Genomic DNA, 23,000 nt, shown 5'->3' with positions numbered 1-23,000 from the left:
TACAATATTCAGGTAGAAAATTGCAGAGCTACGGTTATTTATATCCTATAAGTATTAACGAATTCACCTTACTAAATTCATTAAATAGAACCCAGTTCAATCAAGACACCTAACAGGGCGTAATGATGATCCAAGGAATGTACTTTAAAGTGAATCTAATTCAATCAATGCTCCTCCATTTGTTGGAATAGTGAGCTTCAAAGGTTTCTTCGGATCAATATTAAGTTCACTGCAATTACCTTCTAACTTGGCATTATCATTATACAATATGGCTTTAGTGCCAACATTTAGTCCTGCTAAGCTGATATTAACAACCTTAGTTTTCTTTTCAGCATTAATTGCAGCAACGTACCATTTATTAGCATGACGACGAGCCAATACAACATATTTTCCGGGATAACCATCAATAAACTTTGTTTCATCCCATGTAGTAGGAACTTTTTTCATGAACTCGATCGCCCAGGCTGGTGCATCAATCAGATTATTAGGAGCCAAAGCAAAGTTCTGCACTGAACTTTGGAAAAGTACAGCTGTTGCCAATTCAAAAACATCAGAAGTACGTCTGGTATTACCTCGCTTATCCTTGCTATTCTCTCTATTATAGTAGCGGTTCAGCGTAGATCCACCAAATTCCATTGATGCCACGGCATTTCGGATAAAAGGATGAAGGCATGCGCTGAATGCCTCTTTATCATTACGTTCCTGAGAAAAGTTAAGATTCTCACTAGCTAACACAGCTTCGCTGGATATAAAGTTCGGATACATGCGTTCCCATCCTCTAGGCAAGGTACAACCATGAAAAACAATACCCAGTCCATAGTCATTAGCGTCTGACAGGATATCTTCATAAAGTTGCATCATCATTTGTTTATCACCTCCAAAGAAATCAATCTTTAGTCCCTTGATACCTATTTTCTGCAACCATTTCATTTCTTTCTTGCGGGCAATGGTATTGCCCATAATTCCACGAGGTCCTTGTGGAGCATCATTCCAATATCCATTAGAGTTGTACCAAAGAAAGACTCCTACCCCCTTGGAAGCAGCATATTTCACAAGTTCTTCCATCTTTTCATAACCAATATTCTTGTCCCACAATGCATCTATCAGAATAAACTCATATCCCAAGGTAGAAGCAAAATCAATATACTGTTTCTGGTCGTCATAATTCATACTTCTATCCATCCACATAATCCAACTCCAGGTGCCGCGACCATATTCATATTTTTTAGTCGCTTCATAAAGTGGCTTCACTACATCTAAAGAAACAGTTGTTTCCGCAATCGGAGCCAGAGTTTCACCTACAGTGATAGTTCTCCAGGGAGTTTCTCCAGGCATAGAAATAGCCGGAGCCGAAGTGCCGTTTCCATTACATTCTCCTGCATGAGGGAAAGCAATAGTATAAGTCGTAGATCCATCTTTATGATCTTTCAAATGGCTTCCGCAATAAGCACTGGTAACACCTGTTTCTGAAAGTAAAGCCCAACCATCTTCACCTATACGGAAAAGACAAGGGAAGGTATACCCCTGACCGTTTTTACTCTTGCTTGACAAAGATGCATCTGCTTCGTAATCGGTTTCATAACTAGGATATGTTCGTGCAAAACCACCCATCGGCAGAACCTGCGGACAAAGAAAGCTTGTTGCCTTCTCCGGAATATTAAAACCAGTAGCTTCCTCATTAATAACACAGCATAAATTCTCCCCACAAGGATAAAGTTTATATTTAAAAGCCACATCATTATTGCTAACACGAAAGATTACATCTATCTTATGCTTATCTTTATTAACAAATGAACAAGTTAATTCATTAGCCACATAGTGAATCTTACTCTTTTTAGTGGTCTTCAATTCATAATTTTCATCAATAGAAGAGGTGGTATTCTCCTTCATTACCATTTCCTGACTAAAGTCGCCCACATTGGTTTTCATGCCAAGAGGTGATAATTCAATGAACTTTTTCTGATTATAACTAACCGAATAGGCTGGTTTACCATCCTGATCGGAAATTGTAACCTGAAGCTTTCCATCAGGTCCACTAACTTTCACATCCTTTGCCTGAACATTTAATATCCCAATTGCCAGCAAAGACAAAATCAATAATTTTTTTCTCATAAAAAGACTATTTACACATATTATCAGCTTCGTCTAATGAAACTTTTCAGCATTCTGATTTTCATAGACATTTTCTATATCCTTCGGTCCGAATGACACCGGACTCTTAGATAAATCCGGTATATTATAAGATTTCAACGTTAAATCGTAATGAGCAGGATCTTTCTGAGGTAACACGAAAGGTTTGTATGTCTTCCCCGTTCTATCTATGTAGCAGAAATAAGGTTTGCCATACTGACCATCGCCACGCTTACTGGCAAAAACAAACCAGCGACTATTGGATGACCATGAATGGTATGTATCCGAGCGATTGGAATTTACTATTTTCAGGTTATCAACTTTTCCTGTTCGTAAATCCATTAACTGCAAATCCGCCTCACGATGCCAGATAGGGAAAGTACCATAATCAGCAACTGTATAAAGAAGATATTTTCCGTCGGGTGAGGCTTTAAGGTGACAGGCAGATTTGCCTGTTAAACGAGCATTCCACAACGTATCTACACTATTACCCAACTCTCCTTTCTTCGCATCAAAAGGAATTCTGCAGATGCTATACTTCATATTTTTAATATCATTCGGCAACTTAACACGTGGAGCCGAGCAATAATAAATGTATTTACCATCAGCACTAAAAACCGGAAAAGTCTCAAAGACTGTTGAATCATTCAAGAGAGGCGAAACAATCATACGGTCCTGATCAAAATCAGCCAGTACTACATCCGAAGCTGTATCATACACTTCAAGACGTTTGCTTTCTTGCGTATGAAATGATGGAATTATAATATTGGTAGAGAATACTCCATAACGTCCGCCGGGATGAATTTCACCATAAACGCATCCGGATATCATTCCATCCACCTTTAGAGATAATTTGCGCAACTTTCCATCGCGATTAAGAATAGTACCACCCTTTTTGCCACGTAAATGGAAAAACGAGAGATCTCCTCTCTGGCTACTATGCGTATGGCAATTCATACACGATTTATCCACTGTGTTATTATCAATAAGTACTCTTTCATCAAATGTCTGCACATTACGTTCACATAACTGAATAGAATTCCATACTTCATAACCAGGTTCTATCAACCGATAAGTCAGATATCCATCTACAGGATCGGGAGCCACATACCAAGTAAATGGTTTGTAAGCCAACCACTCTCCATTTACACGAGAGGTTACCTGCACAGTCAATGTGTTTCCTTTTTCTGCATCCAGAAGTTCTTTCCAATCATCCATCGAAAAGCTAACTTTGTAATCTCCATACACAGTAAGAGTCTGTTTCTTTCCGGTAATTTTAACTTCTACAGCCTCTGCTCCATCTCTTAGCAAAAAGTTAAGAGGGGCAATATTGTATGGAATTGCCACATCCGCATAATCAGGATATATCGGTGCTGCATGTGCAACACTCCTTACATTACTTGGCTTCGGTGAGCATGCAGTCAGCAGACTACAACAAAAGATTATGATATAGAATATATTTTTCATTTTCTCACAAGTTCAGCGAAATGATAATAAAACCAGTACGATTGCCCATAAGAACTTTGCAGCAATGTGCCATCGCCCTGTCCCTGTTCGTATTTCTTTGTATAATCAATAAAATCATCCCATATTTTAGGGGAGATTCGATAATGTTTCAACGTTTCGGCATCCGTTTGTTTGCTATTAGCCAGATAGACAAGTAACGCCTGCTGATATAAAGAATTTGGGATCTCAGCTCCAGACATAGTAGGTAATTTAAACGCTGTATAATCCTCCATAAACCCCTTTACATCTTTCTGTAATAAATCAAAGCAGAAAAGATAATCTTGTGCCTTTGTATTATCCGGATGGGAAACAAGTAAACTGCGCAAAGCTGTTCGTGCATTCTCACTGCCATGCAAAGAATCGGCTGTTATAGCATATTTCTTTTTGTAATCATACACCGCAGCTACTTCTTTTGATTGATTATCCGGCCAACGATCTGCCGCCCATTTACTATAGCATTGAGTTTTACTCAATATACGTAAGTATTTCTTGGCAGCTTCACTATCACCTGTTATCAAATTTATTTCAGCCAACCGGCGCAACATCCGGGAGCTACGATGATTGGGAGAGAATATTTCTCCTAATATTGCAGAGTGTTCTGCCATAGTCATTTCGCCCACCTGATACCACACCTCGTTACTGAAGAATATATAGAGAAAAGGCGTATCCGGACCTAAATTAAAAATCAAACCATGACTAACCGGCTGGTAGAAACTCATTAGTTTATCGGGCATTTGTCCCAGCATACAGTTTGCCATATTGTAAAAATAAGAAACAGCTTCGTTCTTCATTCCACTTTTCTGTGCCATTTGTACAACCTTATCATAATGCCCGAAGTAAAACTCACAATCCAATGCCAGCAGTTTTTCTATATCCATTCGAGGATAAGCCAGCATACTTCTTGAAGGATAAGTATATGCCTGTTCTTTGGTTAACAAATAAGCGGGGCGTAATATAAGAGGAATAACAGCAACCTCAACAAGTATAACAACAGCGGGCACCCAGTTTTTCTGTTTCAAAGCCCAAATCAACATCAACAACCCTTCAATCCATGCACCATAACCAAACAGCCAATAGCCGACAAACAGCCAAACAATAACAATCAGCAAGTTCAGCCAGCGGTTCTTTAAAATGCTTTTGGCAGCCAATGCATATAATAAAAACATTCCTATTCCACCTATCAGTGCTACCGTTGAAGAGGTAAGATAGTTTTGTTCACAGTTTCGTAGCAATTCCCAAAATGCAACTCCAATTCCCAGTATAAGAGATAACCAATTAGGTAAATAAATTCGTAAAGCTTTCCAGGATAACAAGTAAACAAGAGTCAGTAAGAGGGAAAGAATAGCTACACCACCACCAATATAATAGAAAAACTGAGTAAGAAAATCACCTGTTATACAAGCAAGCCAGGCCGGATGCTGAAAATAAGTAGAAAGATATTCCGAAGTATAAAGAAATAATTGCGTCTGTTCCCGATAATATAAATGATAAGGATAGAAACACTGGAAGAAAACAAAACTCCCAAGCAATACCAACAAACCTAAAAGCCAAGTAATAGCCTTTCCTAATTTACATTTCAACATTATCAATTCTGTTTTTCTATAGCTGCTAACAAATGAGAGGCAAATATATGAAAAAAAGGATATATTGGTTTCATTTTTATTATCTAACTTTACACTCTAAATCATTACAACCATGTCATCTTTCAAATTATATCTGTCATTACTTCTTTCAGCTTTCGGTTCTTCGATTCTTTATGCTGGCAGTCGACCAGTAAAAGTAGAAACCGGAATATCGGTTGAGCTTGCCTTGCAGAGGAAAGCAGAACTAAAGGAGATACATTATTCGCTTGAATTCAATATACCTTCAAATAAAAAAGAGAATGTTACCGGCAAAGAAGTTATATCATTCAATCGTCAGGGGATATCTGATTTATTGATTGATTTCAAAGCCGAATCTTCACAAATAAAAAATGTATTGGCAAATGGTAAAAAGGTAGCTTACAAATTTGAGAAAGAGCATATTATTATCTTATCTTCCAATCTAAAAAAAGGTAAGAATCAGATTCAGATTTCATTCATAGCAGGCAATCAGTCACTAAATCGCAGTGATGATTATTTATATACCTTACTGGTTCCCGAACGCGCTAGAACAGCTTTTCCTTGTTTTGATCAACCTGATTTAAAAGCCCGATTTACGTTAAAGCTAGAAGTCCCGGCTTTGTGGAGTGCTGTTTCCAATACTTATGCTGTTAATGAAAAAACAATAAAGGAACGAAAGACTATTTTATATAATGAAACAGAATTACTTCCCACCTATCTGTTTTCATTCGTTGCCGGCAAGTTCAAGAAACATAGTTGCACGCGTGATGGACGTAGTATTAATGCTTTTTACAGAGAGACTGATCCCAAAAAGATAGCACAACTGGATACAATTCTATCCCAAGTTTTTTCATCGATCCGCTGGATGGAAAAATATACCGGAGTACCCTACCCTTTCTCTAAATATGATATCATTATTTTGCCGGGATTCCAATATGGAGGAATGGAGCACGCAGGGGCTACTTTGTACAATGATAAAAGAATGTTTTTAAGTGAGCATCCTACTCCCGACGAGGAATTGGGCCGCACGGAACTTATTGCACACGAAACTGCTCATATGTGGTTTGGTGACCTGGTTACAATGAAATGGTTCAACGATGTGTGGACAAAAGAGGTATTTGCCAATTATCTGGCTGCAAAAATAGTGGAGCAACAATTCCCCGACGTTAACCATAAACTGAATTTCCTGAAATCGTACCAGATCTATGCGCTTGCCGAAGATCGCACTGATGGTACTCATGCAATTCAGCAACAATTGGATAACCTTCAGAATGCGGGTCTTATGTACGGCAACATCATTTACGACAAGGCTCCGGTAATGATGCGCAAAATGGAACAACAAATGGGAGCCGAAACTTTCCAAAGAGGAATACAGAAATACCTTAAAAAGTATGCTTTTGATAATCCTACCTGGGACGACTTAATAGATATTCTTGATAGAGAAAGTCCGCAAGCCAACTTAAAACAATTCAGTGAAGTGTGGGTTAAGCAGAAAGGGCTTCCTGAAATTTCGGCAACAGTCAGCAACAACACATTAATCATCACCCAGTATGATCCGTTTAAGAGAAATTTGTATTGGAAACAACAGTTTTCAATGGGACTGGTATATGGAAATTCTATAAAGACAGTTGAAGTAAATTTGCAAAGCCATTCGGTTAGTATACCGCTAAAGACTCTTCCTGATTATATTATTCCAAATTATGACGGCATGGGATATGGTAAATTTGTGGTTGATTCTGCAAGTACATCTTATCAGTTACAAAACTGGATGAACATGACAGATGACGTTACCCGCCAAGCCGTTTTAATGAATGTCTACGAGAATTTCCTTAGCCACCGTGTTTCTGCAGATTCTTGCTGTTCTTCATTGTTGCAGGGACTCAAAAAGGAAAAGAATGCCCTGATTGCTTCCAGCATTTGCGGTTATCTTTCTTCTGTTTGTATGGAGATGAAAGGTGAATCTCGTTCTTTGGCAGAGAAACAAATGCTGGAGATTGGACAGAATCATGCAATAACTTCTTGTCGCCAACAGTTACTCCGCTCAGTTATTAATCTGGCAACAGATTCTACAGTAGTTGAGGCTCTTTACAACCTTTGGAATGAGAAGAGTAATAAACTGCTCAATGAAAACGATTATATGACGTTTGCTTATCAACTGGCTATTAACAGGCCACAGCAATACAAAGAGATACTTGCCTTGCAGCGTAGTCGTATAACCGATCCGGATCGTCTGCGTGAGTTCGACTATATAAGTCGCGGTTGCATCCCCGACAAAGAAGAGCAAGAAAACCTTTTCCGGTCACTTCTTCAGAAAGAGAACCGGAGAGTTGAACCATGGGCTCTCAAGTTATTGGCTTTGCTGAACCATCCCATGCGGGAACCTTTCTCCAACGCATATATAACTCCGGGACTAGAGGTTCTTCAGGAAATTCAACGGACCGGTGATATTTTCTTCCCTAAAAACTGGGCTGTAGCTTTGTTATCCGGTCATAGAAGCAGGGATGCACGTAATCAGGTAAATGCATTCTTTACTAATCATCCTGATTATCCCTTATTCCTGAAAAATAAAATACTTCAGGCAGCTTTCGTATTATTTAATTCGGGGAATAATGATTAAGACTCGTTTTCCTTAATCGGTTTTACAGAAATGCCATTACCCTTGTGAGAACAAACCAGAGGTGCCTTTTTCAGGGTATGATTGTTCATATCGAAAATGATACTGGGATTGAAATGACAGCCATTTATACGAAATTCAAAATGTAAATGTTCTGTGGTTGCACTCCCGGTGCGTCCGGTTAAAGCAATTGCCTGTCCGGCTTTCACTTCATCGCCCGATTTTACAAAGTTCTTTGAATTGTGGCTGTAAAGACTTTCCAGTCCGTTTTTATGGCGAACAACAATAACATTGCCATATCCGCCATATCTTTTTGCCATTCGTACTATACCGTCGAACGTGCAACGAATTGTGTCATTGGCACATGTCTTTATATCAGTGCCTGAGTGACCGCCACGAGTACCATAGGCAGATATAACCTTTCCGCCGGGCAAAGGAAAACAATACTCCTCTTTCTGCAAATCTTCCAGATGAAGCGTTATGCTATTATTTCCGGCAAAGACATCCGGGGTCTTCACTCTCACATGATTGACTTCCATATCCGTAAAACCTTTGACGGGTTCCCCAGCCACCATGTTTAGCGAGCAAGTTATAGAAAATAAGAATGCAATAGATTTTAAGAGTGATGTCATGTTTATATATTAGTTCTTGGTTAGCAAGTTAAAATCAGATTCTGCGATTCCGATTATTTTGTTAAAAAACAAATAAAACAAAAAAAGAGGAGTTTTACAAGTTCCGGCTTTCATTTTTCCAAAATAAATATCTTATTAACCAGAATTCATCAATATTTAAGGCTTCCGAGGCGGCTTTACCGATAAAAAACAAATTCCATCTTTTTTAAAAAGGAATAATTTAGTAAGTTTGCATAAAAGCAAAGGTGATAGGTAATAACAACCATTATTAATCTTCTTTGTTTACTATGTGAATAGGAAAGGATATCAATTAATCAGTTCATCATGAAAACAAATGTAACAGCAGGCAATTTAAGTACTCAGCTCGAAACCGAGATAAATATCAATACGCTTTTAACTCTTACGGGAGAAATAAATGCGGATGATATTGCCACGATTCGTAGCATAGCCAACTTATCTGTACTTAATCTTGCAGACGTGAACATTGTAGAAGGAGGAAGCTTTTATAATGATGATCAGGAGTATATTACTACCCGAAACAATGAAATTCCGGAGTATATGTTTGCCGGAATGGAGATAATCACTTCTATAACACTTCCTAATACGGCTACCGTTATTGGGAAAAGAGCTTTTTCGGGTTGTATAGAACTTACTTCTGTTACTATTCCTGATAGTATTTTAAACATTGGAGTTTATGCTTTTGAAGGGTGTAACGGGTTGACTTCAGTAGAAATTCCCAGCGGCGCCATTGGTAATTATGCATTTTCCGGTTGCGAAGGAATAACTTCATTAAGTTTGGGTGATAAAGTAACCGCCATCGGCGAAGATTCATTCCAGGGTTGTATAGGATTAACGGACCTTATTATTCCAAACAGTGTTACTTCTATCGGCAATGAAGCTTTTAAGGATTGCAAAGAATTAGCTTCTGTCATAATTTCCGGAAGTTTAACTTCTATAGGCGATCAGGTTTTCAGAGATTGTGAGAAGTTATCCACTATTACAATCCCCAATAGTGTAATTTCAATTGGCGAGAACGCTTTCAGAAATTGTTCGGGATTGAAATCTGTGGTTATTCCAGATAGTGTGACTTCCATCGGTGACTGGGCTTTCTTTGACTGCTCGGGTATTACTGATCTTACAATATCTGATAGTGTAACTTTTATTGGCGAAGCAGCATTCTTGGGTTGTAAGGGGCTGGCTGCTATTGTTTTGCCAAGCAAGATGACTACCATTAGCGAGAATTCATTCAATGATTGTGCCGGATTAACCTCAATCATTATTCCCAAGAGCGTAACTACGATACGCGAAAACGCATTTTTTGGTTGTTCCGGATTAACTTCCGTATCAATTCCAGATACAACAACTTATATTGGAGAGAACGCTTTCAACGGATGCACTGGTTTAACCTCTCTTACCCTTCCGGCAGAACTGGAGTCTGTTGGTTATCAGGCATTCTCTGGTTGTACAGGAGTAACAGAAATACATTGCAAGGCATTACAGCCAGCAAAGGTTGCTTCGGGTTCATTCAATGGAATTGATAAAGAGAACTGTAAATTATATATTCCAAAAGGAACCGCAATAGTCTATAAAGATGCAGCCGGATGGAATGAATTTACTAATATCATCGAAAAATAGGAGACTTATTCAGTTTCCTATTCCATCTTTTTTAAAGAGTCATTGCATATTTCGTTTCTCAATTCTTTCATGTAAGATGAGAAACTTACAGCCTCTTCACCATATTCCAGGTTTAACTTATATTCCAGCGGAAGCCAGGTAGAAATATCTGCTTCGTTGTGCTGAACCAGTGTTTCCATTTTATCCAAAGCTTTGTAGATACGAGCTTCAAGAGTCTGCAACTCATTCATTTCCTTGAATAGATGAGATAGCTTTTCCCGATAACCCTCTGGCAAAGTATTTATTAATTGAGTAATCTCCTTATCCTCTATCTCTTCATCCTTCTTTGTTTTATTGAATGCAGGTATATCTCCGGTTATGGCTTCACCAAGATCGTGAAAAATACACATTAAAATCACTTTATTGATATCCGCTTCCGGAAATTCATCCTGTATAAAGTAAGCCATTAATGATAATCTCCAGCTATGTTCGGCCACACTTTCGTGACGATTGGTGGACGTCCACGAATGGCGCGTATTGCATTTCAACTTCTCTGCAATACTCATAAAATTTATAAGTTCTCTTGGTTCCATGTCTTTGATGCTCTATTTTTAAAGAGCAGCAAAAATAATATTTTAATTCATGGTAATTAAGATGTTATGCTTTAATTATAAAAATCATTTTCAACCATCACTCCCTCACCAAAAAAGTATAAGCATCTAATATTAAAACGATTAAAACGCATAAAACAAAAATCATCCATCACCAATCCCTCACTTTATCCCTCACTTTTAAGCTCATCCCTCACTCTTTTTAAAGATTAGGACATAGAAAAATGGCCTTTTATAATTAAGATCGTTATCTTTGTAGCATCAATCATACTATTTTTTTAACCAGCATATTGCTCTTAACTGACTTACCATGCGAATTCAAGTTTCTGCTCCTGCCCAGGTTTGTACCGACATTCAGTTGCCGGCTTCAAAAAGTATAAGTAACCGTGCATTAATTATTAACGCGCTTGCCAAAGGTACCTATAAACCGGAAAATCTATCCGACTGCGATGATACAAATGTAATGGTAAAAGCACTTGCCTCTCAGGATGAAACAATAGATATTATGGCTGCCGGTACAGCCATGCGCTTTCTCACTGCTTTTCTTTCGGTAACAGAGGGAACAAGGGTAATTACGGGAACCGAGCGTATGCAGCAACGTCCCATTGAGATTCTGGTCAACGCACTAAAAATGCTGGGGGCTGAAATTAAATACGAACGAAGCAATGGATTCCCTCCGTTGCGCATTAGCGGAAAACCACTGGAAGGTGGCGCTATCTCTCTTAAAGGAAATGTAAGTTCACAGTATATATCTGCACTGCTGATGATTGCCCCTATTCTTAAAAACGGGCTAAAAATGACTCTTACGGGAGATATTATCTCCAAACCATATATCAACCTGACACTGCAATTAATGAAAGATTTTGGCGCAGAAGCTGAATGGTTGTATGATAACTGCATTGAGGTGCGTCCAAAACCTTACACATCTGTACCATTTACAGTGGAATCTGATTGGTCGGCTGCTTCTTACTGGTATCAGATGGCGGCTCTTGCTCCCCAAGCTGAGATTCAGCTGAATGGTTTGTTTGCGGATAGCTATCAGGGAGACAGTAAGGTGGCAGAGTTATTCACTGAATTAGGTGTTGAAACTATTTTTAATTCCAAGGGAGCTCTACTCAGAAAAACGGGAGTTTGCTGCGAACAAATGGAGTATAACTTTATTAATGAGCCCGATCTTACACAGACATTCGCAGTAACTTGCGCCGTAATGGGAATTCCTTTCCGCTTCTCAGGACTACATACCCTGAAGATTAAAGAGACCGACCGTATAGCTGCATTGATTGCCGAACTGAGCAAGTTGGGATATGTGCTTAAGGAAACCGGAAAAGCTACATTATACTGGGATGGTGAACGTCAATCTGTGTCTGAAACTCCCGCAATAAAGACTTACGAAGATCACCGTATGGCAATGGCTTTTGCTCCGGCTTGTCTGAGAATTCCTTCCATCACGATCTGTGATCCTCAAGTGGTTTCAAAATCTTATCCTCATTACTGGGAAGATTTAACCAAGGCAGGTTTTTCTATTCAACAGGAAGATTAACAAAGCTCTTATTTCCTAATTCCGGATAAAAGAGGTGCTATAATAAAACACAACCAGTATTAAGTAATTTGCTGGCCGGAGTTAAGGCAAAACTAAAGGAAACATTCCGCATAAGCAGTAGACCAAAATAACAAAAGGTGTACACCTAAATATCTTTTAGCGTACACCTTTTTAAGATTACCTTTACTTTATTTTTAAAAACTCCCGAGGAAGTTTACTCTAACTCTGGTTAGTTATGAACTAAAGTCCCTATATCTTCTCCTTCAATAACCTTTTTCAAATTGCCAACTGTATCCATATCGAACACAACAATAGGCAAGTTGTTTTCCTTACACATAGTTGTAGCGGTAAGATCCATTACTTTCAATCCACGAGTATAGATTTCATCGTATGTAATTTCCTTGAATTTTGTTGCAGTCTTGTCCTTTTCTGGGTCGGCTGTATAGATACCATCTACGCGAGTGCCTTTTAGCATTACATCTGCTTCTATTTCAATTCCGCGCAATGACGAACCGGTATCTGTAGTAAAGAACGGATTTCCTGTACCTGCCGAGAAGATTGCCACCTCTCCGGCCTCTAGTGTTTCGATAGCTTTCCATTTATTATAGAACTCACCAATTGGCTCCATACGAACAGCTGTAAGCACTCTGCTTTTAACACCAACAGACCCGAGAGCTGAGCTCAAAGCCAGACTGTTAATAACTGTTGCAAGCATACCCATCTGGTCACCCTTCACACGGTCGAAACCTTTGGATGCTCCGGTTAGTCCACGGAAGATATTTCCACCACCAATAACAATTCCAATCTGTACGCCAAGCTCGTGAATTTCCTTTATTTGCTGGGCATATTCACCTAAACGAGTTTCATCAATACCATATTGTTTTTCTCCCATCAGGCTTTCTCCACTTAGCTTCAGAAGAATTCTTTTATATTTAACCATATTTCTAAATGTTTAATTTCGGCAAACTTACATAAAAATCTCCACTTAAAATATACTTGTCATCGATTAATTAATATCTTTGTATTGAATCTAAACAAAAGACGTATATGAGAATAAACTTTACTATTCTAATTTCTTTTTTCTTGTTGTTCTCTAAGTCACTTTCTGCACAGACTGTAGAGCAGATTATGCCAAACATATCTCATGCTTTGGCCGAGCAGCATTGGAATGAAGCAAGCAATCTGTTTCATATTGCGGTTGATAAGGATCTTTTTAAATCAGAAAAATTCTTTCTGGATAGCATCTCTTTTAGTTGTCCTGCACGTGCTGAAATGCTTTACCAATTAGGTTTTTATTGCAAGCATACCCGTAATTATGAAAAAGCTTATGTTTATTACAAAGAATTGTTACAACTAAAGCCAAATGAAGTTTCGTATCTTGTTCCTTGCGCCGAACTGGAAGTTGTTCTGGGGAAGGAAGACGAAGCTTTAAAATCTTATGAAAAGATTCTTGCACTAGACAATAATAATCTGGCTGCCAATATCTATATAGGAAACTACTATTTCTTTACTGCCGACAAAGAAAAACGAACGCTGGATAAAGAGTTTAAGAAGGTGAATACACCAACGAGAATGCAGTATGCTCATTATAGAAATGAGCTGGCACGTTTGGTTACAACCGAATATGAGAAAGCCAAAGCTCACCTGGAAAAGGTTATAAGTCTGTTTCCTTCTTCCGAAGCTAAGAAAACGCTGGATAAAATTCATTTAGTAGAATTGGAATCAAATAAATAAGCTTTGCTTGTTAATATAAAAATAGCGGTCTGCCTTGAGTAATCAGGACAGACCGCTATTTCTTTATTAATATATACTTTGTATTCTGTAGAATTAACTATAGTACAAAACGTACTTCTTTAAATAAATAGGCCCTTTCTTCGCCCGACACTGTACTCAGAATCAAAACTCCTCCGGGTGCAATACGTGTAATTTTGGCAGAGAATTCGCCATTTTTGTCTGCATATCGATAAAAACCTTCTTTCCGAAATAATGAATTAAAATATAGGCTACTGATTTTCTCTTCCTCTCCTTTTCGCAGCAATTCGTAATAAGCAGAAAGGCGATGAAGTATGTCGGCCAGAATCTCGTCTTTGTCCTGAATATCTCCGGTGATTGTTTTCAGGGATATCGGGTTTGGTGCATTACTCACAAAGACCTCCTGATTAATATTGATTCCTATTCCAAGAATGCTGTGAGAAAGCATCATGCCTGCAATGTCGTTTTCTATCAGCATTCCACAGATTTTCTGTTTATTCCAGTAAATATCGTTGGGCCACTTAATACTAAATCCGGGAGCAAAACGGTCGAGCGATTCTTTTATCGCAAGACTGGTTATCTGGGAAATAAGGAACTGTTCCCTCGCCTGAACAAAATCGGGCTGCAGCAAGACAGAGAAAAGCAGATTCTTACCCTGTTCACTTTCCCATGAATTCCCCATTTGGCCTCTCCCAGCCGACTGGTATTCGGTTACTACTGTTGTAAACTCGGGTACTGTCTGGTTGGAAAATAAATCACGGAGGTAGACGTTTGTAGAACGAGTCTCCTCTAGCCTGATAATATTACATTTCATAGTTTAAGGCAATGCATCATACTCGGCACGTAGCTTCCGGGTAAATTTCTTTATAACTTCTTCGTACGAATGATCAATGAGTTGTTTTATCAAAGAATCATCAACACTTCCATCGAACATTACCTGATTCCAATACTTCTTATTAAAGTGATAAGCCCCTTCAATACCCGAATATCTCTCTCTGAGTTCAATGGCATATTCCGGATCACATTTCATTGTTATTTTATCGGGGGTCTCAAGATCCATCAAAACAAACATCTTATTCATTACCCGAATAACCAAATTAACCTCATCAAAAGGAAAATCTTCTGTAGCCCCTTTCTTTTGCAAACAATATTCTCTGGCCGATTCTATATCCATAATAAAATATATTTGATTAAAGCATTAAGTTACTATTACCAAACGGGAGGATAAAAAGCTTCCTCTATATGTTCAATAGTAAAGGAACCTGTTTCTCCAACAACCGTAATAATATCGAAACGGACTGGCAGGTCGACTTGGAAAAACCTGAGATAAGCATCTGCAGCAGAAACAGTACGTCTTATTTTCATTGGAGTAACGGCATCTTGAGGCTCGGCAAACAGTCTGTTTTTCCGTGTTTTCACCTCAACTATAATCAGCTCGTTATCCTTCTCTGCCACAATATCTATCTCCTTATGTCCCCGCCTCCAATTTTGGTGACGGATAGCATAACCATGAGCAACAAGATACCTTATAGCTTCCTCTTCTCCGCTTTTTCCTAAAATATTGTGCTCTGCCATAGATTGTTTTTGCAAATTTACTGAATTTATTCTTTGTATTTACAGAAGTAAAAGTAATTTTGCAGATAATATGGGAACGAACGTCAGAAAAAGATTTAAAACCGCGGCCAATTTGCCAAAACGTCAGCAGCACATTACTTGTTCATTAAGTGATGAAGAGATGCAGATTGTGGAACGCTATCTTAGTAAATATAAGATAGAAAACAAATCTCGTTGGCTGCGTGAGACTGTTCTTCAGTTTGTATATAAAAATATGCAGGAAGATTACCCTACTCTCTTCGGCGAACACGATATGAGACGTTAATATGCTTGACGATACCTATTTTATGAAACAGGCTTTAGTCGAAGCTCAGAAAGCATTCGACAGAGGAGAGATTCCGGTTGGAGCTATTGTGGTGAGCAAAGAAAGAATTATTGCCCGCGCTCATAATCTTACCGAAACGCTAAACGATGTCACCGCTCACGCAGAAATGCAAGCCATTACCGCTGCAGCAAATGTGCTTGGAGGAAAGTATCTGAACGAATGCACTATTTACGTAACCGTAGAGCCTTGTGTGATGTGTGCCGGAGCTATTGCATGGGCACAGACTGCAAGACTGGTTTTCGGTGCAGAGGATGAGAAAAGAGGTTATCAGAAGTATGCCCCAGACGCACTTCATCCCAAAACTGTTGTTGTAAAAGGAATTTTGAAAGAAGAATGCGCTACGCTGATGAAGAGTTTCTTTCAGAAAAGACGTTAGAAGCTATTCCCTAAGAATTTACTTATCTTCCTTTACCTCTTCAAACTCCACATACTCTCCATCATCTTTATCGAAGATCTTTTTATGCTTTGACTTAGAATCTGAAGCAGCACCGGAAGATGTATCACTATGTGTATTTGATGTTCGCTCCCCTCCCCCGAAATTATAGCTTCTTGTATGTGATTTACGACCAAATCCGAAAAGAAGACGAAGAATACCACTGATAATTGACAAACCAAAAACCAGAACGATTATAATAATGAAAAAGAATAAGCTAAATATAGCACCCATGAGCAAATAAGTTTATTTATAATATAGAGTGATATACAACAAGTGTGCCAAACTCTTTGTTTATTTCTTCTTTCCTGTAATTACAGAAAGAAGAATATACCAAACAATTACAGCAGCAAAACCTGCAATACCTAAAAAGATGAGTAGAGGAATGCAAACCAGTAGGAAAATGAAACTCACTTTATTATCTTTCCAGGATAGATTCTTGAACTTTAAAGAAAACATCGGAATCTCTGAAACCAAAAGGTATGAGAATATAACCACAAGAGCAAAGAGGTATATAGCATTAAAACTATCCGAAATTAAGAAAGAGTGTGCTCCAACAACCAAAGATCCCCAGAAAAGAGCATTTGCCGGAACCGGTAGCCCGATAAATGAACTGGTCTGTCGCTCATCCACATTGAACTTTGCCAATCTTAATGCCGAGAAAACTGAAATTGTAAATGCCAGATAAGGAATGTAATCTTCCAGACAAATCAGAAAGGAAGGATAATGCATTTCTTTAAATAAAGAAAATATGATAAGCGAAGGCGCAACTCCAAAACTAACATCATCGGCCAATGAATCTAATTCTTTACCAATTTTTGAATATGCATGAAGCGAGCGCGCCAGAAATCCGTCAAAGAAATCAAAAACGGCACTCAATACTATAAAAAGCATCGCCATTTCATATTCTGCTTCAAAAGCCATCACCGCAGCAATACAGCCTGAAAACAAATTTAAGCAAGTAACAGAATTAGGAATGTGACGAGTTATAGAGTTTGCCATTACAATAATTATTTCAGTTTTGCTAATATAGTCTGGTTACCTACAGTCAATTGTCCCATCTTAACAAGTACTTCTGTGCCAAGAGGAAGATAAACATCAACACGGGAACCAAATTTAATAAATCCCATATGTTCATCAATATAACATTCTTCGCCAGCCTCAGCATAAGTCACAATGCGTCTTGCCATAGCACCGGCAATTTGTCTTACCAATACCTCAACACCTTCAGGAGTTTCTATAATAACAGTAGAACGTTCATTATCTGTACTTGCCTTTGGCAACCATGCCTTCATAAACTTACCATCCTGATGGCTTACGTGTTTTACTGTTCCGTCAACAGGATACCAGTTGGCATGCACATTTACAACACTCATAAAGATTGAAATCATTAAGCGCTTGTCGTGAAAATACTCATTTTCATCAACTTCTTCCACAACCACAATCTTTCCGTCTGCAGGAGCTACTACAACATTAGTTGTATCTTCCCCAAATAAACGGATAGGGCAGCGAAAGAAATTCACCATCAATCCATATATAGCAATACTTACAATTGCTAGCAGATAAAATGGCAATTTACAATCAACATAGTAATAAACAAGGCTATTAATAACAAGAAAAAAAAGTAACCCAATTGCCAAAATATGAGTACCTTCTCTATGAATTCTTATTTTCTTTAATTTTTTAAGTCGACCCATCAGTCCTTTTTAATGAATTTATGGCGCAAAAATAATCTTAATTTGATAAGCTACCAAGTAATTTATCATAGAAATGAATAAAAATACTTCATTTCTTATAAAAAACATTTATGTTGATAACTTTTAGCGAATTCACTTTTTTGAAAGTCGAAAGCTAAGTATCTTTGAAAACCATTTTATTTATGGTTTGAATTATTTTTTTAAATTTTTAGTTAATATGCAAGATTTTGTTCATTTACATGTTCACTCACAATATTCTATCCTCGATGGGCAAGCCTCCGTTAAAGCTCTGGTTGATAAAGCTATTGACAACGGAATGAAAGGTATTGCCTTGACCGATCATGGAAACATGTTCGGTGTAAAAGAATTCTTCAATTATGTAAAGAAGAAGAATGGAGGAGCAAACGGCGAGATAAAAGATCTGAAAAAGAAAATCTCTCAGCTTGAATCAGGAGAACTTGCATGCGAAGATAAAGAGAACGAAATAAACAATTGCAAAGAACAATTAGAAGCCGCTAAAAAGAAATTATTTAAACCGATTATCGGCTGCGAAATGTATGTGGCAAAGCGTTCTCTTGATAAGAAAGATGGTAAACAAGATCAAAGTGGTTATCACTTAATTGTACTTGCAAAGAACGAAAAAGGTTATCATAATCTGATAAAGCTGGTGTCTAAAGCCTGGACTGATGGTTATTATTATCGTCCGCGTACTGACAGAACTGAATTAGAGAAATATCACGAAGGACTTATTGTTTCATCTGCTTGTTTGGGAGGTGAAGTTCCTCAGAAAATAAGAAAGCAGCAAATAGAAGAAGCTGAGGAGGCAATCCGTTGGTACAAGAACCTTTTTGGCGATGATTTCTACCTGGAATTACAACGCCATAAAGCTACTGTGGCAAGAGCCAACCATGAAGCTTTTGCTCTCCAGTCAATGGTTAATCCTGAAATAATAAAGCTTTCACAAAAATATAATGTTAAGCTGATATGCACCAACGACGTACACTTTGTGGACGAAGAAAATGCTGAAGCTCACGACCGTTTGATTTGCCTCAGTACTGGTAAAGATCTGGATGATCCTAACCGTATGCTCTATTCCAAGCAGGAATGGATGAAAACCAAAGAGGAAATGAATGAAATCTTTTCTGATGTTCCGGAAGCTCTTTCCAATACAGTGGATATATGCGATCAGGTGGAGTTCTACACTATCGACCACGGTCCTATTCTTCCTAACTTCCCAAAACCTGCAGGATTTGATAACGACGACGATTATCTTAAATACCTCACTTACGAGGGGGCAAAGAAGCGTTGGGGAGAAATGAATGAGGAACAAAAGGAACGTGTGGATTTTGAGTTGGCTACAATTAAGCACATGGGATTCCCGGGATACTTCCTTATTGTACAGGATTTCATCGCTGCTGCAAGAGGCATGGGTGTATCTGTTGGACCAGGACGTGGTTCGGCAGCGGGCTCGGCTGTTGCATACTGTTTGGGAATTACTCAGTTAGACCCTATCAAGTACGACTTGCTGTTCGAACGTTTCCTGAATCCCGACCGTATCTCACTTCCTGATATTGATATCGACTTTGATGATGACGGCCGTGGTGAGGTACTTCGTTGGGTTACTGATAAATATGGCTACGAGAAAGTAGCCCACATTATTACTTACGGTACAATGGCTACCAAGCTGGCCATAAAGGATGTGGCGCGTGTACAGAAATTGCCTTTGTCTGAATCGGACAGACTAACCAAGTTAATTCCTGACCGCTTGCCTGAAGTAAACGGAAAATCGCCGAAGATAAATTTAAAGAACTGTATTGCTGCAATCCCAGAGTTACAGGAGGCTTGCAACTCTTTCGATCCTTTGGTAAGAGATACCATGAAATACGCACAAATGCTAGAAGGTAATGTGCGTAATACGGGTGTTCATGCCTGTGGTACCATTATTTGCCGTGACGATATTACCGACTGGGTACCGGTTAGTACCGCCGATGATAAAGAAACCGGCGAAAAAATGTTGGTTACTCAATATGAAGGTTCAGTAATTGAGGATACCGGACTTATTAAGATGGACTTCCTGGGATTGAAAACTCTTTCAATCATCAAGGAAGCGGTACTTAATATTCGTTTGCACCGCGGTATAGAACTGGACATTGATACGATTTCTACAGAAGACGAGGCTACTTACAAATTATATAGTGAAGGAAAGACAATCGGAACGTTCCAGTTTGAATCTCCTGGTATGCAGAAATACCTGAAAGAGCTTCAGCCTAGTACTTTTGAGGACCTTATCGCGATGAATGCCCTTTACCGTCCGGGGCCAATGGACTATATTCCTCAGTTCATCGACCGTAAACATGGTCGTGAACCGATTATATACGATATACCTATCATGGAAAAGTATCTTAAAGATACGTATGGTATTACGGTATATCAGGAACAGGTGATGCTTCTTTCCAGACTTCTTGCCAACTTCACTCGTGGTGAGTCGGACACATTGCGTAAAGCGATGGGTAAAAAGCTGAAAGATAAGCTTGATCACCTGAAACCACTCTTTCTGGAAGGCGGACAGAAAAACGGACACGACCCAAAGGTTCTGGAAAAGATCTGGGCGGACTGGGAAAAGTTTGCTTCGTATGCGTTCAATAAATCTCATGCAACCTGTTATTCGTGGGTAGCATACCAGACTGCATACCTCAAAGCTAATTATCCATCAGAATATATGGCCGGCGTAATGAGCCGTAACATTTCAAACATCACGGAAATCACTAAACTGATGGATGAGTGTAAAGCCATGGGAATGCAGGTCCTCGGTCCCGATGTAAATGAAAGCCACTTGAGATTTACAGTAAATAAAGAAGGAAACATCCGCTTTGGATTGGGAGCTATCAAGGGTGTTGGAGAAAGTGCGGTGGAAGCAATTATTCAAGAACGAGAGAAAAATGGTCCGTTTGCCGGAATTTTCGATTTTGTTCAGCGGGTAAACTTAACTGCATGCAACAAGAAGAACCTTGAAAACATAGCTCTTGCCGGTGGTTTCGATAATTTTCCTGAATTAAAAAGAGAACAATTCTTTGCTGCAAATACAAAAGGAGAAACGTTCCTTGAAACACTGGTACGTTACGGTAACAAGTATCAGCTGGACAGAGAACAAGCTGCGAACTCTCTTTTCGGTGGAGATAATGTTATCGATATTGCAACGCCCGAAATATTGCCGGCAGAAAGATGGAGCGACCTTGAACGTCTTAATAAAGAAAAAGAATTGGTTGGTATCTACCTTTCAGCTCATCCTCTTGATGAGTATTCTATTATTTTAAAGGATGTATGTAATACAAAAATGGTCGATTTCTCAGACAGAGCATCCCTTGCCAACAAGGAGCTCACCTTTGGAGGAATAGTAACAAACGTTCGCGAAGGTATGGGAAAAACCGGAAAGCCTTATGCTATAGTCAAAATTGAAGATTTCTCCGGCTCCAATGAGCTGCCTTTCTTCGGTAACGACTATATTGAATGGCGGAACTTTCTTTCTGTGGGAATGTTCTTATATATCAAAGGCCGTTGTCAGCCACGTCAATGGAAACCGGACGAGCTGGATATTAAAATAACATCTATGGAACTGCTTCCCGATGTGAAGGAAACATTAATAGAAAAGATGACTATCTTTATCCCATTGAAAGCTTTAGATCAGCAGGTTGTGACAGAACTCTCTATTTTAAGCAATGAAAGTCCGGGAAAGACAGAGCTTTTCTTTAAAATCTTTGATGATGAATCAAATTATTCGGTTGAATTTATGGCTCGTTCCACTAAATTATCAGTTGGAAAAAAAATCGTCAACTATATAAATGAACATCCCGAACTTGAATATCATATTAATTAATATTATATTTGCATCATATACGTTTAATAAAAAAAGGATAATATTATGGCATTAGCAATAACAGACAATAATTTTGAAGAATTACTTCAAAGCGAAAAACCTTTAGTAGTAGATTTCTGGGCAACTTGGTGCGGACCTTGCAAACAAATAGGACCTGCAATCGAAGAATTAGCTGCAGAATACGAAGGAAAAGTAACTATTGGAAAATGTGACATTGAAGAGAATGACGATCTAGTATCAAAATTCGGAATCCGTAATGTTCCTACTGTATTGTTTATTAAGAATGGCGAAGTTGTTGATAAACAAGTTGGAGCAGCTGCAAAATCTGTTTTCCAGGCAAAGATTGATTCTTTACTGTAATTCAATAATAAATTTTATAAAGACTCTCAAAACAAATTTAGATTATGGGCTTAGAAGATGATTTCTTATTGGAAGATGAAGACGACGAAAAGACCGTTGAATTCATTAAGAACTTTTTGCCACAAGACTTGAAAGACAAGTTTACTGACGATGAGCTCTATTATTTCCTCGACGTAATGGTGGATTACTATTCTACAAGCGGATGTTTGGATGCACAACCGGATGCTGATGGATATGTAAATATCGATCAGGACGAAATCGTGGAATACATTGTAAAAGAGGCAAAAAAAGATGGTATGGGAGACTTTAATCCCGAAGATATTCTCTTTGTTGTTCAAGGAGAAATGGAATATGGGAATTCATTAGGTCAGGTTGATTAACCTCACTTAATTAGATATAGAAGAGATCCTTGGCAGACTATTGCCTAGGCTCTCTTTTTGTTTTTAGGATACTTAAGCCTATATTACGCATACGCACACATCCGAAATGAGCAAATTATGCTCGAAAAGGTGAGGGATGACCCTTTTTGTGAGGGTAAAGTGATGGACAAAAAAGCTACCATCACCCATTAGTCATTTCATATTCAGTATATTACAAAAAAGAGTGAGGGAGTGAGGGTGTGTGCCGTGAAAAATATTGCTGGCAAGCAATATTTGCAACTATGTACAAGATGAGGGTAGGCCCCTCGTGACCGGCT

The 23,000-nt window shown here is 38.6% G+C and carries 21 protein-coding genes; 9 read left to right on the top strand and 12 right to left on the bottom strand.

From position 1 onward, the window contains the following. Positions 1 to 144 precede the first annotated feature (144 nt). From BUC21_RS09415 to BUC21_RS09405, 3 genes are read right to left on the bottom strand one after another with little or no spacing between them, the layout of a single operon-like run. Positions 145 to 2,112 (bottom strand): glycoside hydrolase family 97 protein, encoded by a 1,968-nt coding sequence (locus BUC21_RS09415; protein WP_073401597.1) that lies wholly within the window; start codon positions 2,110 to 2,112, stop codon positions 145 to 147. A gap of 33 nt (positions 2,113 to 2,145) precedes the next feature. Beyond that, positions 2,146 to 3,597 carry a TolB family protein gene (locus tag BUC21_RS09410; protein ID WP_073401595.1) on the bottom strand — a complete coding sequence of 484 codons (1,452 nt, stop codon included), beginning with the start codon at positions 3,595 to 3,597 and terminating at the stop codon, positions 2,146 to 2,148. Beyond that, positions 3,594 to 5,219, bottom strand: a complete 1,626-nt coding sequence (locus BUC21_RS09405; protein WP_083547666.1) for a DUF6057 family protein — start codon at positions 5,217 to 5,219, stop codon at positions 3,594 to 3,596. Before BUC21_RS09405 ends, BUC21_RS09410 begins: the two co-directional genes overlap by 4 nt. A gap of 112 nt (positions 5,220 to 5,331) precedes the next feature. Between BUC21_RS09405 and BUC21_RS09400 the strand changes: the two genes are divergently transcribed. After that, positions 5,332 to 7,854, top strand: a complete 2,523-nt coding sequence (locus BUC21_RS09400; protein WP_073401593.1) for a M1 family metallopeptidase — start codon at positions 5,332 to 5,334, stop codon at positions 7,852 to 7,854. On the opposite strand, the gene BUC21_RS09395 is transcribed toward BUC21_RS09400, so the two are convergent. After that, positions 7,851 to 8,483 (bottom strand): M23 family metallopeptidase, encoded by a 633-nt coding sequence (locus BUC21_RS09395; RefSeq protein ID WP_073401591.1) that lies wholly within the window; start codon positions 8,481 to 8,483, stop codon positions 7,851 to 7,853. The genes BUC21_RS09400 and BUC21_RS09395 overlap by 4 nt on opposite strands. Before the next feature lie 324 nt (positions 8,484 to 8,807). On the opposite strand from BUC21_RS09395, the gene BUC21_RS09390 reads away from it, so the two are divergent. Further along, entirely contained in the window at positions 8,808 to 10,118 is a 1,311-nt protein-coding gene (locus BUC21_RS09390) for a leucine-rich repeat domain-containing protein (protein ID WP_073401589.1), read from the top strand. A gap of 17 nt (positions 10,119 to 10,135) precedes the next feature. Here the strand turns inward: BUC21_RS09390 and BUC21_RS09385 are convergent, their stop codons facing one another. Beyond that, entirely contained in the window at positions 10,136 to 10,690 is a 555-nt protein-coding gene (locus BUC21_RS09385; RefSeq protein ID WP_073401587.1) for an HD domain-containing protein, read from the bottom strand. A gap of 328 nt (positions 10,691 to 11,018) precedes the next feature. Here BUC21_RS09385 and BUC21_RS09380 point away from each other — a divergent pair, with 328 nt between their 5' ends. After that, positions 11,019 to 12,248 carry a 3-phosphoshikimate 1-carboxyvinyltransferase gene (locus tag BUC21_RS09380; protein ID WP_073401585.1) on the top strand — a complete coding sequence of 410 codons (1,230 nt, stop codon included), beginning with the start codon at positions 11,019 to 11,021 and terminating at the stop codon, positions 12,246 to 12,248. Between the two features lie 229 nt (positions 12,249 to 12,477). On the opposite strand, the gene pyrH is transcribed toward BUC21_RS09380, so the two are convergent. Next, positions 12,478 to 13,188, bottom strand: coding sequence for a UMP kinase (pyrH, locus tag BUC21_RS09375; protein ID WP_073401583.1), 711 nt, complete (start codon positions 13,186 to 13,188; stop codon positions 12,478 to 12,480). Between the two features lie 107 nt (positions 13,189 to 13,295). Here pyrH and BUC21_RS09370 point away from each other — a divergent pair, with 107 nt between their 5' ends. Next, on the top strand, positions 13,296 to 13,982 hold the full coding sequence (locus BUC21_RS09370; RefSeq protein ID WP_073401581.1) for a tetratricopeptide repeat protein: 687 nt from the start codon (positions 13,296 to 13,298) through the stop codon (positions 13,980 to 13,982). A gap of 97 nt (positions 13,983 to 14,079) precedes the next feature. On the opposite strand, the gene BUC21_RS09365 is transcribed toward BUC21_RS09370, so the two are convergent. From BUC21_RS09365 to BUC21_RS09355, 3 genes are read right to left on the bottom strand one after another with little or no spacing between them, the layout of a single operon-like run. Further along, positions 14,080 to 14,814, bottom strand: a complete 735-nt coding sequence (locus BUC21_RS09365) for a biotin--[acetyl-CoA-carboxylase] ligase (protein WP_073401579.1) — start codon at positions 14,812 to 14,814, stop codon at positions 14,080 to 14,082. 3 nt (positions 14,815 to 14,817) lie between these two features. After that, positions 14,818 to 15,174 carry an MmcQ/YjbR family DNA-binding protein gene (locus tag BUC21_RS09360; protein WP_073401577.1) on the bottom strand — a complete coding sequence of 119 codons (357 nt, stop codon included), beginning with the start codon at positions 15,172 to 15,174 and terminating at the stop codon, positions 14,818 to 14,820. Positions 15,175 to 15,209: 35 nt separating this feature from the next. Beyond that, entirely contained in the window at positions 15,210 to 15,575 is a 366-nt protein-coding gene (locus BUC21_RS09355) for a YraN family protein (RefSeq protein ID WP_073401575.1), read from the bottom strand. Between the two features lie 70 nt (positions 15,576 to 15,645). Between BUC21_RS09355 and BUC21_RS09350 the strand changes: the two genes are divergently transcribed. Together BUC21_RS09350 and BUC21_RS09345 are read left to right on the top strand one after the other, a co-directional pair. After that, on the top strand, positions 15,646 to 15,879 hold the full coding sequence (locus BUC21_RS09350) for a hypothetical protein (RefSeq protein WP_073401573.1): 234 nt from the start codon (positions 15,646 to 15,648) through the stop codon (positions 15,877 to 15,879). A 1-nt stretch (position 15,880) separates the two neighbouring features. Further along, positions 15,881 to 16,315: a nucleoside deaminase gene (locus BUC21_RS09345; protein WP_073401571.1), complete on the top strand. Its 435-nt coding sequence runs from the start codon at positions 15,881 to 15,883 to the stop codon at positions 16,313 to 16,315. 18 nt (positions 16,316 to 16,333) lie between these two features. Here the strand turns inward: BUC21_RS09345 and BUC21_RS09340 are convergent, their stop codons facing one another. Genes BUC21_RS09340 through BUC21_RS09330 form a run of 3 tightly spaced genes read right to left on the bottom strand, consistent with a single transcriptional unit; the run spans position 16,334 to position 18,069 of the window. Then, the gene (locus BUC21_RS09340) at positions 16,334 to 16,606 is read right to left on the bottom strand and encodes a DUF4834 family protein (protein WP_073401569.1); all 273 of its coding nucleotides are present in this window, start codon (positions 16,604 to 16,606) and stop codon (positions 16,334 to 16,336) included. Positions 16,607 to 16,666: 60 nt separating this feature from the next. Further along, entirely contained in the window at positions 16,667 to 17,374 is a 708-nt protein-coding gene (gene pssA / locus BUC21_RS09335) for a CDP-diacylglycerol--serine O-phosphatidyltransferase (protein WP_073401567.1), read from the bottom strand. Positions 17,375 to 17,382: 8 nt separating this feature from the next. Then, a complete protein-coding gene (locus BUC21_RS09330; RefSeq protein ID WP_073401565.1) occupies positions 17,383 to 18,069 on the bottom strand; it encodes a phosphatidylserine decarboxylase family protein in 687 nt (228 codons plus the stop codon). A 217-nt stretch (positions 18,070 to 18,286) separates the two neighbouring features. Between BUC21_RS09330 and dnaE the strand changes: the two genes are divergently transcribed. From dnaE to BUC21_RS09315, 3 genes are read left to right on the top strand one after another with little or no spacing between them, the layout of a single operon-like run. Further along, positions 18,287 to 21,943 carry a DNA polymerase III subunit alpha gene (dnaE, locus tag BUC21_RS09325; protein ID WP_073401563.1) on the top strand — a complete coding sequence of 1,219 codons (3,657 nt, stop codon included), beginning with the start codon at positions 18,287 to 18,289 and terminating at the stop codon, positions 21,941 to 21,943. A 45-nt stretch (positions 21,944 to 21,988) separates the two neighbouring features. After that, positions 21,989 to 22,303: a thioredoxin gene (gene trxA, locus BUC21_RS09320; protein WP_073401561.1), complete on the top strand. Its 315-nt coding sequence runs from the start codon at positions 21,989 to 21,991 to the stop codon at positions 22,301 to 22,303. Positions 22,304 to 22,347: 44 nt separating this feature from the next. Continuing rightward, positions 22,348 to 22,683, top strand: coding sequence for a hypothetical protein (locus tag BUC21_RS09315; protein WP_073401559.1), 336 nt, complete (start codon positions 22,348 to 22,350; stop codon positions 22,681 to 22,683). Positions 22,684 to 23,000 lie beyond the last annotated feature (317 nt).

Source organism: Bacteroides luti (genome assembly GCF_900128905.1).
GTDB lineage: Bacteria > Bacteroidota > Bacteroidia > Bacteroidales > Bacteroidaceae > Bacteroides > Bacteroides luti.
The sequence above is the reverse complement of the archived record's forward strand: the minus strand, read 5'-3'. Positions and strand labels throughout refer to the sequence as shown.